The 13,778-nt window shown below is 62.7% G+C and carries 15 protein-coding genes; 9 read left to right on the top strand and 6 right to left on the bottom strand.

Annotated elements, in window-relative coordinates:
- Nucleotides 1–36: 36 nt before the first annotated feature.
- Entirely contained in the window at nt 37–609 is a 573-nt protein-coding gene (phaP, locus tag HD842_RS16575) for a TIGR01841 family phasin (RefSeq protein WP_183555822.1), read from the bottom strand.
- 323 nt (nt 610–932) lie between these two features.
- Here phaP and HD842_RS16570 point away from each other — a divergent pair, with 323 nt between their 5' ends.
- The 3 genes from HD842_RS16570 to pbpG all read left to right on the top strand — a co-directional run bounded on the left by HD842_RS16570 (nt 933) and on the right by pbpG (nt 3,884).
- On the top strand, nt 933–1,859 hold the full coding sequence (locus HD842_RS16570) for a DMT family transporter (RefSeq protein WP_183555821.1): 927 nt from the start codon (nt 933–935) through the stop codon (nt 1,857–1,859).
- Nucleotides 1,856–2,551, top strand: coding sequence for a nitroreductase (locus HD842_RS16565; RefSeq protein WP_183555820.1), 696 nt, complete (start codon nt 1,856–1,858; stop codon nt 2,549–2,551). The genes HD842_RS16570 and HD842_RS16565 overlap by 4 nt, the downstream gene beginning before the upstream one ends.
- A gap of 166 nt (nt 2,552–2,717) precedes the next feature.
- Nucleotides 2,718–3,884, top strand: coding sequence for a D-alanyl-D-alanine endopeptidase (gene pbpG / locus HD842_RS16560; protein ID WP_183555819.1), 1,167 nt, complete (start codon nt 2,718–2,720; stop codon nt 3,882–3,884).
- A gap of 65 nt (nt 3,885–3,949) precedes the next feature.
- Here pbpG and HD842_RS16555 read toward each other — a convergent pair whose 3' ends face one another.
- Nucleotides 3,950–4,735: an IclR family transcriptional regulator gene (locus HD842_RS16555; RefSeq protein WP_183555818.1), complete on the bottom strand. Its 786-nt coding sequence runs from the start codon at nt 4,733–4,735 to the stop codon at nt 3,950–3,952.
- 145 nt (nt 4,736–4,880) lie between these two features.
- On the opposite strand from HD842_RS16555, the gene HD842_RS16550 reads away from it, so the two are divergent.
- Both HD842_RS16550 and HD842_RS16545 read left to right on the top strand, forming a co-directional pair.
- Nucleotides 4,881–5,267, top strand: a complete 387-nt coding sequence (locus HD842_RS16550) for a diacylglycerol kinase (protein WP_229424792.1) — start codon at nt 4,881–4,883, stop codon at nt 5,265–5,267.
- Between the two features lie 63 nt (nt 5,268–5,330).
- Nucleotides 5,331–5,969, top strand: a complete 639-nt coding sequence (locus HD842_RS16545; RefSeq protein WP_183555817.1) for a peroxiredoxin — start codon at nt 5,331–5,333, stop codon at nt 5,967–5,969.
- A 68-nt stretch (nt 5,970–6,037) separates the two neighbouring features.
- Here HD842_RS16545 and HD842_RS16540 read toward each other — a convergent pair whose 3' ends face one another.
- Nucleotides 6,038–7,006 (bottom strand): IS1595 family transposase, encoded by a 969-nt coding sequence (locus tag HD842_RS16540; RefSeq protein WP_183555816.1) that lies wholly within the window; start codon nt 7,004–7,006, stop codon nt 6,038–6,040.
- A gap of 250 nt (nt 7,007–7,256) precedes the next feature.
- On the opposite strand from HD842_RS16540, the gene cysT reads away from it, so the two are divergent.
- From cysT to HD842_RS16520, 4 genes are read left to right on the top strand one after another with little or no spacing between them, the layout of a single operon-like run.
- Nucleotides 7,257–8,129, top strand: coding sequence for a sulfate ABC transporter permease subunit CysT (gene cysT, locus HD842_RS16535; protein WP_183555815.1), 873 nt, complete (start codon nt 7,257–7,259; stop codon nt 8,127–8,129).
- Nucleotides 8,126–9,031 (top strand): sulfate ABC transporter permease subunit CysW, encoded by a 906-nt coding sequence (gene cysW, locus HD842_RS16530; RefSeq protein ID WP_183555814.1) that lies wholly within the window; start codon nt 8,126–8,128, stop codon nt 9,029–9,031. The genes cysT and cysW overlap by 4 nt, the downstream gene beginning before the upstream one ends.
- A gap of 19 nt (nt 9,032–9,050) precedes the next feature.
- On the top strand, nt 9,051–10,124 hold the full coding sequence (locus HD842_RS16525) for a sulfate/molybdate ABC transporter ATP-binding protein (protein ID WP_183555813.1): 1,074 nt from the start codon (nt 9,051–9,053) through the stop codon (nt 10,122–10,124).
- Entirely contained in the window at nt 10,121–11,050 is a 930-nt protein-coding gene (locus HD842_RS16520; protein WP_183555812.1) for a CysB family HTH-type transcriptional regulator, read from the top strand. The genes HD842_RS16525 and HD842_RS16520 overlap by 4 nt, the downstream gene beginning before the upstream one ends.
- Nucleotides 11,051–11,098: 48 nt before the next feature.
- Here the strand turns inward: HD842_RS16520 and HD842_RS16515 are convergent, their stop codons facing one another.
- The 3 genes from HD842_RS16515 to aat all read right to left on the bottom strand — a co-directional run bounded on the left by HD842_RS16515 (nt 11,099) and on the right by aat (nt 13,778).
- Nucleotides 11,099–12,148: a quinone-dependent dihydroorotate dehydrogenase gene (locus HD842_RS16515; protein WP_183555811.1), complete on the bottom strand. Its 1,050-nt coding sequence runs from the start codon at nt 12,146–12,148 to the stop codon at nt 11,099–11,101.
- Nucleotides 12,149–12,262: 114 nt separating this feature from the next.
- Nucleotides 12,263–12,991 (bottom strand): arginyltransferase, encoded by a 729-nt coding sequence (locus tag HD842_RS16510; protein WP_183555810.1) that lies wholly within the window; start codon nt 12,989–12,991, stop codon nt 12,263–12,265.
- Nucleotides 12,992–13,055: 64 nt separating this feature from the next.
- Nucleotides 13,056–13,778, bottom strand: a complete 723-nt coding sequence (gene aat, locus HD842_RS16505; protein WP_183555809.1) for a leucyl/phenylalanyl-tRNA--protein transferase — start codon at nt 13,776–13,778, stop codon at nt 13,056–13,058.

The following is a 13,778-nucleotide window of genomic DNA, read 5'->3' as shown; positions in this document are numbered from 1 at the left end:
CCGGCCATTTTTTTACCGATCAGTGATGCTGCAGTATTACGCAGCAGCCGCTGCTGCGGAGTTGGTCGCCTTGGCAGCGTTGGCCGAGAATTGCGACACGGCAGCGTTCACATTGGTTTCGATGGCTTCGACAGCCTGCTTCGAGGTCTTGCTGAACTGCTCGTAACCGGCATTGGCGTTGCTGATGGCGGTCTTGACGGCGGCGACGAAGTTCTCCGAACCGGCCGGTGCATTCTTGCTCACTTCATCGACCAGCGAAATCACCTTGCGGTTGGCTTCGACGATCTGGCTTTCGGCTGCTTTCGAGAACTCAGCGCCGGTGCCGCTGGCGATCGACGCCAGTTGACGGCTGTAGGCCATGGCTTTTTCAGCGTTTGGCTGCGCCTGGGTGGCGGCCAGCGAGAAGAACTCTTGTGGATCCTTGGCGCTCAGCAGCTTGCTGGTGAGGGCCGACGATTCTTCGAGGCTGGCGCGCGCGGTGCTGATGTTCAGGGCGACCAGTTTTTCCATGCTTTCGAACGTCTTCGACGTCAGCGACGAAAACAGGGCGAACTGCGACTCCAGGCTGGTCTTGGTGGCGGTCGAAAACTGCTCAGGGATTGCAAACATGTGTCTCTCCAAAATGTTACGTTTCGTGAATGGACTATTGCTCAGGTGGGGCAGGCTCTTCGGCAAACGTGATGTAACTCTTCTTTTGTGCACCGCAACAGGGCAGATTTTGTGCCACTTCGTTTGAGGCGTCAAGTGATTTTGATGCGATGCACAATTCGTGGTACGGAAGTGACAAGAATGCATTTATCGTGAGAAAACTCAATTGATCTACCGCAAACGAACATTCTTTTTCGCTGTTTAATTGCACTAAAACGGTGTGCTAGACTCGGTTCTTGTCTTTACCTTAATTTCTGTCGATTCTTTCGGGACATTGTTGCTTCATGTCACAGCCCGCCATTTCGCCGCCGGTTACCGCTGCCGTCCCGACCGCCCCATGGCTGTCGCCGGTACCGCTGTTCTTTGTCCTGTTGTGGAGTACCGGGTTCATCGTCGCGAAGTTCGGCCTGCCCTATGCGCCGCCGCTGACCTTCCTGATCGTGCGCTGCCTGGGCGTGCTGGCCGTGCTGCTGCCGATCGTGCTGATCTGGCGTGCGCCCTGGCCGCGCGGCCAGATAATGCACGTGGCACTGGCTGGCTTGTTGTTGCAGGCGGGATACCTGGGCGGCGTCTGGGCAGCCATCAACCTGGGTATGCCGGCCGGACTGACGGCGCTGATCGTCGGCATGCAGCCCATCCTGACCGCCGCAGCCGCGCCGCTGATCGGCGAGCGCGTGCGGCGCCTGCAGTGGCTGGGCTTGCTGTTGGGCCTATCCGGCGTGGCCCTTGTCGTGTATGCCAAGCTGGGCGTTGCTGGCATGTCGCCGGTCGCGCTGGCGCTGTGCCTGTTCGCGCTGCTGTGCATCACGACCGGCACGCTGTACCAGCGCCGCTTCTGTCCACAGTTCGATCTGCGTACCGGCACCGCGATCCAGTTCAGCGCCACGGTGCTCGTGCTGATTCCACTGGCCATCTGGCTGGAAGACCTTGATCCGGCGTTCAGCCGCATCACCTGGAGTGCTGACTTCATCCTGGCGCTGGTGTGGTCGGTGCTGGCGCTGTCGATCGGCGCCATCTTCCTGTTGTTTACGCTGATCCGGCGCAGCCAGGCCACCGAAGTGACGAGCCTGATGTACCTGACCCCGCCCACCACCGCCATCATGGCCTGGCTGCTGTTCGGCGAATCGTTCAGCCTGCTCGGCCTGGTCGGAATGGTCGTTGCCGTGACCGGCGTCGCGTTTGTCGTCAAGAAACCAAGGAAATCTCCATGATCAGCAGTCCCAGCCAGGAAGCGGTCGATGCCGCCATCACGTCGCGCCGCTCGATCCGCGCCTTTCTCGACAAGCCGGTGGAACGCGACGAGATCGCGCGCATCCTCGACGTTGCCGCGCGGGCGCCGTCCGGCACCAACACGCAGCCGTGGAAGGTGTATGTGCTCACTGGCGCGGCGCGCGCGCGGCTGTCGAATGCGATCCTGGCCGTCAATGCCGATCCCGAGCAGGCGCGCGGACATACCGAGGAGTACGCCTACTACCCGCGCGAGTGGACGTCGCCGTATATCGATCGCCGACGCAAGGTGGGCTGGGATCTCTACAGCCTGCTGGGCCTGGGCCGCGACAACAAGGCCGGCATGGCGGCTCAGCATGCCCGCAACTACGCTTTCTTCGACGCGCCGGTGGGGCTGATCTTCACCATTGACCGTATCATGGCGCAGGGTTCGTGGCTCGACTACGGCATGTTTTTACAGAACATCATGGTGGCAGCGCGCGCGCGGGGTCTCGATACCTGCCCACAAGCGGCATTCACGCAGTATCATCGGATCATCAGCGCCGAACTCGATCTGCCGGCCAGCGAGATGGTGGTCTGCGGCATGGCGTTGGGGTGGGCCGATCCGGCACGCGTCGAGAACACGCTGGTGACCGAGCGCGAACCGAGCCACGGCTTCGCCCGCTTCATGGACTAACGTAAATACCATCAATATCCTGTTGATATCAAAAGGAAAATGGTTGGGCGCTTCTTGTTGTATTAAGTCGCTTATTGCCGCACGGAATGTGAATTTTGCTTGCGATCGGACGTCGTTCCGCTACACTTCACTACGTATCTCATCTGTTCGGGTCAGGGGCTTCATCATGTTCAAACTTGCTGTGGCTGCCGTGGTTGCCGCTTTATTTGCCTTTTCCCCAGTCCAGGCCGCCGGTGCCGGCGCGGGCGCGGGTGCGGGCGCCACCGAGCAGGCGAAGAAATCGTCTGCCGCCAAGAAAAAAGTCAAACGCAAGGTCGTGCGCAAAACCACGGCCACACGCACCAAAAAAGCCAAACGCCAGGAACTCGCCGCCGCGGACGACCGTCCGCGCATGATCCGCCGTGTCAAGACCGTGCGCGGCAAGCGCGTTGTCACGTATCAGCCGGTGCGCACTGCCGCCGCTGCCGTCGCGGTTGGCGTTGCTGCCAAGACCGTTGGCGACATGGCTGGCCTCGACAACACTGTCGATCCGCTGGCGCTGCGTTCGAATGTGGCCTATGTGGTCGACCAGAACAGCGCCGAAGTGCTGTTCGAGAAAAACGCCAATGTCGCACTGCCGATCGCGTCGCTGACCAAGCTGATGACGGGCATGGTCGTGATGGACTCCAAGCAAGACCTGGACGAAGTCTTGCGCGTGACCGACGACGATGTCGACCGCCACAAGTTCAGCAGCTCGCGCCTGCCGGTCGGCGCCAGCATGACGCGCCGCGAACTGCTCCATATTGCCCTGATGAGTTCGGAGAACCGCGCCGCGTCGGCGTTGGGCCGCAACTATCCGGGTGGCATCAGCGCCTTTGTCGGCGCGATGAACGCCAAGGCACGCCAGCTGGGCATGCGCGATACGCATTACGTCGACTCCAGCGGCCTGTCGAGCCGCAACGTCTCGAGCGGGCGCGACCTGGCCAAGCTCGTCATGGCCGCGCATGGCGACCCGGTGCTGCGCGAATTCTCGACCACGCCCAACTCCACCGTGCAGGCCAGCGGTCGCACGATGCACTATCGCAATACCAACTATCTGGTGTCGCTGCCTGACTGGAATATCGGTCTGCAAAAGACCGGCTTCATCAACGAAGCAGGGCGCTGCCTGGTGATGCAGGCCATGATCCATGGCCGCAATGTGGTGATGGTGTTCCTGGACTCGAAAGGCAAGATGTCGCGCACGGCCGACGCCGGCCGGATTCGCCGCCTGATCGAATCGCTGCCCGACCGGATGGATGTCGATGCGATCCGGCCATCGACCATCACCGCCAGCGCGCCAGGTCTGGCGCGCTAAACAACAAGGGCAGGCCGTGTGCCTGCCCTTGTTGTATCTGCTCTTGCTGTACCTGCTTTCGTGGTTTATACCGTCGGCATCGGCCGATATCCAAGCGTCGCCGAAATGCGCGCCGCCGTCTGCACCAGATCATCGAGCCAGTCTTCCTGCAGGCGATCGGCCGGCGCCGAAATCGACAAGCCCGCCACCAGCTTGCCGCTGTCATCGTGGATCCCTGCCGCCATGCAGCGCACGCCCAGCTCCAGCTCTTCGTTGTCGCGCGCGTAGCCGCGCGAGCGCACCAGGCTCAGCTCGCGCTCCAGCCGCGCCAGCTCGGTGATCGAGTTGCGTGTGTGGCCTGACAGGCCCGTGCGGGTCGCGTAGGCGCGCGTGGCTTTCACGTCGTCCACGGATAGAAACAGCTTGCCGGTGGACGTCAGGTGCAGCGGACCGCGCCCGCCAATGGCGCGCACGACCTGCATGCCGGAACGCTCCGAAAACGCCCGGTCGATGTACACGATTTCATCGCCCTGACGCACTGACAGGTTGACCGTCTGCTGCGTCTTGCGGTGCAGGGCGCGCATGGCGTCGAGCGCCGCTTCGCGCACCGACAGCCGGCTCTTGACCACATTACCCAGTTCCAGCAGGCGCATGCCCAGCCGGTAGGTGCCTGGCTCGACACGGTCGACGAAGCGCGTGACCACCATATCGTTGAGGATCCGGTGCGCCGTGGACGGGTGCAGACCCGACACGCGCGCCAGCTCCTTGAGGCTGACCGGGTCGGAATAGGTGGCCAGGGCGTCCAGAAGGGAGGTCATGCGTTCGATCACCTGGATCGAGGTCTTGGCGGGTTGGGGCGTTTCCATTTTCATATGATGGTTGTGCGGTGCGGTAGGCCCATTCTTTATACCATGATGTGAAACGCTCGCGCAAACCCGCCCTTGCATTGTGGGCTTGCATGCCACATGCTGATCGGGAGGCGGCATAATGATGTTCCTGCATCCTCACTGGACAACGATGGACAACCCGATCAGCGAATTCAAGACCTTGCGCGGCCTCGAGCGCATTGGCGCGGCGTGCCGCAACACCTGGGACGGCCTGCGCTGGGCCTGGCGCAGCGAAGCAGCGTTCCGGCAAGAAGTAGTGCTGATCGTCGTGGCCAGCGTGATCGCACTGCTGTTGCCGGTCTCCGGCTTCCAGCGCCTGGCCATGATCGGCGTGCTGATCGTGGTGCTGATCGTCGAGCTGATCAATTCAGCGATCGAGGCGGTCGTCGACCGCATTTCGCTCGAGCGCCATCCATTGTCGAAAGCAGCCAAGGACATCGGCAGCGCCGCCGTCGCACTGACGCTGCTGCTGGCGTTCGCGACCTGGGCTGTCGTCCTCTACAATCGCTTCATGTAGACCAACGCGCCATTCGTACCGGATGGCGCCCCGAACAAGTTTGATCAATCACAGGAGATGACCATGACCTTACGCCTCGGCGATACCGCCCCCGACTTCGAGCAAGCATCCAGCATTGGCCCTATCCGTTTCCACGAATGGGCAGGCGACTCGTGGGTCGTGCTGTTTTCGCACCCGGCCGACTTTACGCCAGTCTGTACCACCGAACTGGGCCTGACCGCCAAGCTCAAGCCTGAATTCGACAAGCGCAATGTGAAGGCGATCGCGCTGTCGGTCGACGCGGCCGAAAAGCACCGCGACTGGATCCGCGACATCGAAGAAACCCAGCAAACCGTCGTGGGTTTCCCGATCATCGCCGATGCCGACCGTTCGGTCTCGACGCTGTACGACATGATCCACCCGGAACAGTCGGCCACCGCCACCGTGCGTTCGCTGTTCATCATCGACCCGAACAAGAAAGTGCGCCTGACCATCACCTACCCGATGAGCACCGGCCGCAACTTCGATGAAGTGCTGCGCGTGATCGACGCCCTGCAACTGACCGACGGCTACACCGTTGCCACGCCGGGCAACTGGAAAGATGGCGACGACGTCATCATCCCGCTGACCGTCACCGACCCTGACGTGATCAAGCAAAAGTATCCAAAGGGCTTTGAAGCGCCGCGTCCGTATCTGCGCATGACGCCGCAACCGAACAAGTAATCCCGGTTGTACGGCCCAGAAAAATGGCCCAGGCACCTGCCTGGGCCATTTTTTTGGCGCAGTCAGCATTATCTGTTGATGACGCTGATAGCAATGCGGAGCAATTGTTCTGGCGAAATGATCCGCTGGCCATCCAGCGCCCAGCGCCAGCCTAGGTAATTGGGCAGGTAGCGCGATGCTACGCCATGAAAGCTCTGTAACCAGGCCTTGAAGCGGTAGTGGTAAGCGTTGACGTTCTGCACATGGATCGCAAGGTTGCCCAGACGCCTTGCACGCACACCGGCGCGCAGGTTGACCGTCTCGTGCGCGATCCTGTGCTTGCGTGCAAAAGTGCGATAGGCAGCATGGCTGTCACTGACCAGCAGTGCCTGCTGATCCAGCTTGGGCAGCAAGTAACGGTCGAGTTGCGCAGCCGTGAGGACCCCGCGGCCAGTGACGGCATCGACCGTGCGTCCTTCGCGGTCGCGCGCGACCAGGATGCAGTCGAGTTCGCTGGAAATGCCCCGTTTGACCGCATGGCCGCCACGGTAGCGCGGTGGCCGATCGAGCGTGCGCGAACCTTTTTGTGATTCGAGCAAAAATGTTTCGTCAGCTTCGACGATGCCGTTGAGCGCTGCAGGCCGGTCGAGCTTGACCCAGTGCAGGAAGCGGTGGCGCCAGCGAAAGGCCGTGTTGCGGTGTACGCCGACTTGGTCTGCCGCCTTGCGCACGGGGAGTGAATTGAGCAGCACCTGCGAATACGCCAGCCATTTGGCCTTGTGCCTGAGCCGTGCCAGCGGCGTGCCGGTCAGATCGTTGAAGGTGCGGCCGCAGGCACAGCAGCGGTAGCGCTGCAAATCGTTGGCGAATCCGTGCCGGTAGCAGCGTGCGTTGCTGCATCTGGGACAACAGCGGCCTGGTGCTCTGACCTCGCTGATGAGCGCGACCACCTGATCGAGTCCGGCTGCAGGATGCAGGGCATCAAGCACTTGCCGGCGCTGGGGTTGGTTCAGCGAAGGCAGTTTTGCAAACCAGCCCTTGAAACGTGGCGCTTTCATGATCGACTCCTGACGCTGGGGACAGGGGTTGGACCACTGGACTGCTCATCAGTTCAAACCGACTCTCTATTTAACGTTGACTGCGCCATTTTTTTTGTCCGGCCATCGAAGATTTCCGCATATCGCCATACAGGCGCCGCACGTCTACATAGCGTTTCGTGTCTATACAAATAAGGATTGCTTCGTTTGCGTTATAAAGATGACGTGAGAATATTAGCGTCCGATAGAAGAATTTGTAATAAGGACTCGCATGACATCGCTTGCTATGCCAGGCAGCACGGCAGCGCCGAAGTCGTCGAAAGCACCGGGCCGGGTCATTCCCGGCTTTGGCATTTCGCTCGGCTTCACGCTGTTTTACCTGGCGCTGATCGTTCTCATCCCGCTGTCGGCGGTGTTCCTCAATACCTTCAGCATGACCTGGGCCGAGTTCTGGGCCACCGTCACGTCCGAGCGCGTCATGGCGTCGTATCGCCTCAGCTTTGGCGCGTCGCTGATCGCCGCCGCCCTGAACGTCGTGTTCGGCGGCATCGTCGCCTGGGTCCTGGTACGGTATAAATTTCCCGGCAAGCGCTTCATCGATGCGCTGGTCGATTTGCCGTTTGCGCTGCCTACTGCCGTGGCCGGCATCACGCTGACTGCCCTGTATGCGCAGAATGGCTGGATCGGCCAATACCTGGCCGCGTGGGGCATCAAGGTTGCCTTTACGCCGCTGGGCGTCGTGGTCGCGCTGACCTTCATCGGGCTGCCGTTCGTCGTGCGCACGGTGCAGCCGGTGCTCGAAGAAGCCGAACGCGAGCTCGAAGAAGCCGCCGCCAGCCTGGGCGCGCCGCCGCTGCAGACGTTCACCCGCGTGGTGCTGCCGACGATCACGCCGGCGCTGCTGACCGGCTTTGCGCTGGCTTTTGCGCGCGCCACCGGCGAATACGGTTCCGTTATCTTCATCGCGGGCAACCTGCCGATGGTGTCCGAGATCACGCCGCTGCTCATCATCTCCAAACTCGAACAATACGATTACGCTGGCGCCACCGCGATTGCCGTCGTGATGCTGGTGTTCTCGTTCATCCTGCTGCTGACGATCAATCTGCTGCAGGCCTGGACACGCAAACGGGCGGGCAAATCATGAGCGCTGTTCTGGATAAAGCCACACCGCCACGCCGACCCGTGGCGCGCCGCAAGCGCCTCGACACGAGCGTGCTCGAGCCGCGCTGGGTCAGCTATGTGCTGATCGCCATTGCCCTCGTCTTCCTCACGCTGTTCCTGTTCATCCCGCTCGCGGCGGTGTTTACCGAAGCGCTCAAGAAGGGCTGGGAAGTGTATGTCGAAGCGGTCATCGATCCGGATGCCGTATCGGCCATCAAGCTCACGCTGATCGCCGCCGTGATCTCGGTGCCGCTGAACCTCGTGTTTGGCGTGGCGGCCGCCTGGGCCATCACCAAGTTCGAATTTCGCGGCAAGAGCATCCTGCTGACGTTGATCGATCTGCCGTTCTCGATCTCGCCCGTGATTGCGGGCCTGATGTACGTGCTGCTGTTTGGCGCGTCGGGCTGGTTTGGCCCGTGGCTGGCCGAGCACGACATCAAGATCCTGTTTGCCGTGCCGGGCATCGTGCTGGCCACCGTGTTCATCACGTTCCCGTTCGTGGCGCGTGAGCTGATTCCGCTGATGCAGCAGCAGGGCACCGAAGAAGAAGAAGCGGCGCTGGTGCTGGGCGCGTCGGGCTGGTCGACGTTCTGGCGCGTGACGATGCCGAACATCAAATGGGGCCTGCTGTATGGCGTGATCCTGTGTAACGCCCGCGCGATGGGCGAGTTCGGCGCCGTCTCGGTGGTCTCGGGCCACATCCGCGGCGAGACCAACACGATGCCGCTGCACGTCGAGATCCTCTACAACGAATACAACTTCACGGCCGCCTTTGCTGTGGCGTCGCTGCTGGCGCTGCTCGCGCTGGTGACGCTGGCCATCAAGTCCTTTATCGAATGGCGTCTGCACCAGGCCAAGTCGGCCTCGCTGAACGCCCCTCACTGAATATCCGCCGGAGCCACGCATGACGATTGAAGTCCAACACATCCGTAAAAATTTCGGCCAGTTCAAGGCGCTTGACGACGTGTCGCTGCAGTTCCCGGACGGCGAACTGACCGCCTTGCTCGGCCCGTCGGGCTGCGGCAAGACCACGCTGCTGCGCATCATCGCGGGTCTCGAATACCCGGACTCGGGCACCGTGCTGCTCGACGGCCAGGATTCGTCGCACCGCCACGTGCGCGAGCGCCAGGTCGGCTTCGTGTTCCAGCATTACGCGCTGTTCAAGCACATGACCGTGTTTGAAAACGTCGCGTTTGGCCTGCGCGTGAAACCACGCAGCGAGCGCCCAAGCGAAGACCAGATCCGTGACAAGGTCAAGAAACTGCTCGAACTGGTGCAGCTCGACTGGATCGCCGACCGCTACCCGCCGCAGCTGTCCGGTGGCCAGCGTCAGCGCATCGCGCTGGCGCGCGCACTGGCTGTCGAGCCGCGCGTGCTGCTGCTCGACGAGCCGTTCGGCGCGCTCGACGCCAAGGTGCGCAAGGAACTGCGGCGCTGGCTGCGCCGCCTGCACGACGATCTGCACGTGACGTCAATCTTCGTCACGCACGACCAGGAAGAAGCGCTCGAAGTGGCCGACCAGGTGGTCCTGATGAACAAGGGCCGCGTCGAGCAACTGGGCAGCCCCGACCAGGTCTACAACCATCCGGCGTCGCCGTTCGTGTACGGCTTTCTGGGCAACGTCAACCTGTTCCACGGCCGCATCCACGAAGGCGTGCTGGCCAGCGGCGACGTCAACTTCCAGGCGCCGCAGCACATCGATGTGCGCGATGGCGCCGGCATCGGCTACGTGCGTCCGCACGACCTCGATGTCGAGCGCTACACCCCGGGCGCGGCGGGCGTCGTGGCCAAGCTGCGCCGCGCGCATGCGATCGGACCGCTGGCCCAGCTGGATCTGGAGCGCGCCGACAATGGCCAGATGATCGAAGCGGTGCTGCCGAACGAACGCTTCGCCAGCCTGGGCCTGAAAGAAGGCGACACGCTGGTGGTGCGCCCGCGCCGCATCGAAGTGTTTGTCGACCAGGGAAGCGCCGCATGAACTTCCAGCAGCTACGCTCGGTGCGCGAAGCGGCCCGCCGTGACTTCAACCTGACCGAGGTGGCCAACGCCCTGTTCACGTCGCAGCCGGGCGTGTCGCGCCAGATCCGCGAACTCGAAGATGAACTGGGTGTCGTGATTTTCGAGCGCAACGGCAAGCGCCTCACAGGCCTCACGCCGCCCGGCAAGGGCATCTTGCGCATCGTCGAAAAGCTGCTGGTCGAAGCCGAGAACCTGCAGCAGGCCAGCCGCGAATTCGCCGGCCAGGACAGCGGCACGCTGACGGTGGCCGTGACCCACACGCAGGCCCGTTACGCGCTGCCGCAGGTAGTCCAGTCGTTTCGCGCCGCGTTCCCCAATGTGCGCATCGCCCTGCAGCAAAGCGCGCCGGAACACATCGCGGAATGGGTCGCCTCGGGCAAGGCCGATATCGGCATCGCGACCGAAGGCCTGTCGGCGTTTCCCGACCTGGTGTCGTTCCCGTGCTACCGCTGGAGCCACGTGATCGTGGCGCCGGAAGGCCATCCGATCTTCGCCAGCGGCTCGCCGCTGCGCCTGGAAGACCTGGCCGAGCATCCGCTCATCACGTATGACCAGGGCTTTACTGGCCGCAGCCATATCGATGCGGCCTTCCTCGAAGCAGGGCTGGCGCCGGACATCGTGCTCACGGCGATGGATTCGGACGTGATCAAGCAGTACGTGTCGCTGGGGATGGGTGTGGGAATCGTGGCGTCGATGGCATTCGACCATGGCCGCGACAAGGGCCTGCGCGCGATCGAGGCATCGCACCTGTTCGCGCAGAACGTGACGCGCCTGGCGGTGCGGCGCGGCGCCTATCTGCGCTCGTACGCGTTCCACTTCATCGAGCGTTTCGCGCAAGGCTACACGCGGGCCGATATCGAAAAGGCGATTGCGACGGCGGAATAGGGAGGCGCCGCCGGCACCCTGTGTTAAGGCGCCGGCGGGCTTTGCTGCTTACTTCTTCTTTTTCTCGCGCAGCACGTCCGCGCAATCGCGCACCAGGCCTGGCCCGGCGTAGATCAACCCACTGTACAACTGCACCAGCTTGGCACCGGCCGCGATCTTTGCGCGTGCATCGATGCCGCGCATGATGCCGCCCACGCCGATGATCGGGATGTCGTCGCGCAGTTCGGTCTTGAGCGCGCGGATCACGATGTTCGACTGCTCGAACACGGGCGCGCCCGATAGGCCGCCCGCTTGCTGCGCGTGCTTCATGCCCTCGACATCGCGCCGGTTCAGCGTGGTATTGGTGGCGATGACGCCGTCGATCTTGTGGCGCAGCAGGGCGCCGGCGATGTCGCGGATCTGGTCGCCATCGACGTCCGGCGCGATCTTGAGCGTGAGCGGCACGTAGTGGCCATGCTGGTCGGCCAGGCGCATCTGCTCCTGCTTGAGCTGCGACAGCAGGCTGTCGAGTTCGGACGCGCCCTGCAACTGGCGCAGGTTCTGCGTGTTCGGCGACGAGATATTGACCGTCACGTAGCTGGCATACGGGTACACCTTGCGCAGGCATTCCAGGTAGTCGTCGGCGGCGCGCTCGATCGGCGTGTCGGCGTTCTTGCCGATGTTCAGACCCAGCACGCCCTGCTTTTCCTGGAAAAAGCGCGACGCCTGCACATTGGCCACGAATGCGTCGACGCCGCCGTTGTTGAACCCCATGCGATTGATGATGCCGCGCGCGCGCGGCAGCCGGAACATGCGCGGTTTCGGATTGCCGGCCTGGCCACGCGGCGTGACGGTGCCGATTTCAATGGAGCCGAAGCCCAGCGCTGCCAGGCCGTCGATATACGCGCCATCCTTGTCCAGCCCGGCGGCCAGGCCGACAGGGTTGGGAAACGTGATACCCATGACGGTGCGCGGATCGGGCCGTGGTTTCCGGAACGCGCCTGTGAGGCCAAGCGCTGCTGCGCGACGCAGCATGGGCAAGGTCAGGTTGTGCGCCGCTTCGGGATCGAGCGAGAACAATGCGGGACGAACGAGGGTATACAGAATTTTGTCTGGCATGGGGTACTCGGTTGACGTATCCCCATCATTCTAACGTGCGGCGAGGGAACATACGTAACGAAGTATCAATGCAATTGTTAGCGGTTGTGTCCGGGGACCCGGCAGGCAACAGGTTCAGGCGTCCAGAACGCCCCATTGCCCGTCAATACGTGCTTCGAGTGGCCTGAAGTTGATCTTGTACGCCATTTTGGGGCTTTGCGCGATCCAGTAGCCCAGGTATACATGCGACAGCCCGAGCTCGTGCGCCTGATTCACCTGCCACAGTATGTTGTAGGTGCCATACGACGCGTTCTCGACATCCGGGTCGAAGAAGGTGTACACCGACGACAGGCCGTCGGACAGCACGTCGATGATCGACACCATGCGCAAAGTGCCATCGGGCTCGCGAAATTCGACCAGGCGCGTGTTGACGCGGCTTTGCAGCAGGAACTGGGCGTACTGGTCGCGGCTGTCCTGGTCCATGCCACCGCCCACATGGCGCGTGGTCTGGTAGCGCAGATAGAGTGCGTAGTGCTCGTCCGAGAAAGCCAGGCTGGCGACCATTGCCACCAGGTTGCCATGGCGCTTCCAGGCGCGGCGCTGGGTACGGTTGGGCGTGAAGTCGGCGCACCTGACCCGCACCGGGATGCAGGCCTGACAACCGTCGCAATACGGGCGGTAGGTGAAGATGCCGCTGCGCCGGAAGCCACTCCTGACCAGCTCGGAATACACATCGGCATTGATCAGGTGCGAGGGCGTCGCGACCTGCGAGCGCGCCTGGCGTGCGTCGAGATAGCTGCACGGATAGGGCGCCGTGGTGTAGAACTGCAGCGTGGCGAAGGGCAGGTCGTGTAGGTGCGTCATGCAAGGAGCTCTCGGGACGACGTGGGTTGTCGCCTATTCTAGCGAAAACCGCGCGGCGATTCCGTTAGCCAGGCAACGGTGACGTTACTGTCCATGACCCGATGCCCGGCCTGGCGGTCGCGCGGTGGACGTGCTCGAGAAAGCGGCTGCGCGGAATCGGCGCCGCGCCGAGCGAGGCCAGGTGGCCGGTTTCCTGCTGGCAATCGACCATGTCGACGCCATGGCGCCGCAGAAACGCCACCAGATAGGCCAGCGCGACCTTGGACGCATCGGACACGCGTGCGAACATCGACTCGCCATAGAACATGCGGCCGATGCACACGCCATACGCGCCGCCCACCAGTTCGCCGTCGAGCCAGACTTCGGCCGAGTGCGCGTAACCCAGCGCGTGCAGGCCCGTGTAGCCGGCAATGATCTCATCCGAAATCCAGGTGCCGGGCCCGTCGCGCCGCGGCGCCGCGCAGGCGCGCATCACGTCGTCGAACGCGCTGTCGAAGCGCACGTCCCAGCGCCCGCCATCCAGGCGGCTGCGCTCGATCTTGCGCAGTGTTTTTGCCAGGCTGTTACTGACCTTGAACTGGTCGGTGTAGAGCACCATGCGCGGATCGGTGCTCCACCACAGGATCGGCTGGCCCTCGGAAAACCACGGGAAGATGCCGTTGCGGTAAGCCTGCAGCAGGCGCGCCGGCGACAGGTCGGCGCCGGCGGCAAGCAGGCCCGGCGCTTCAACGGTCAATGCCTTCGAGACGTCGGGGAACGGCGTGTCGATCTCGAGCCAGGGAATCAT

The sequence above is a fragment of the Massilia aurea genome, assembly GCF_014200505.1.
In the GTDB taxonomy this organism is placed as follows: Bacteria; Pseudomonadota; Gammaproteobacteria; order Burkholderiales; family Burkholderiaceae_D; genus Telluria; species Telluria aurea_B.
The sequence above is the reverse complement of the archived record's forward strand: the minus strand, read 5'-3'. Positions and strand labels throughout refer to the sequence as shown.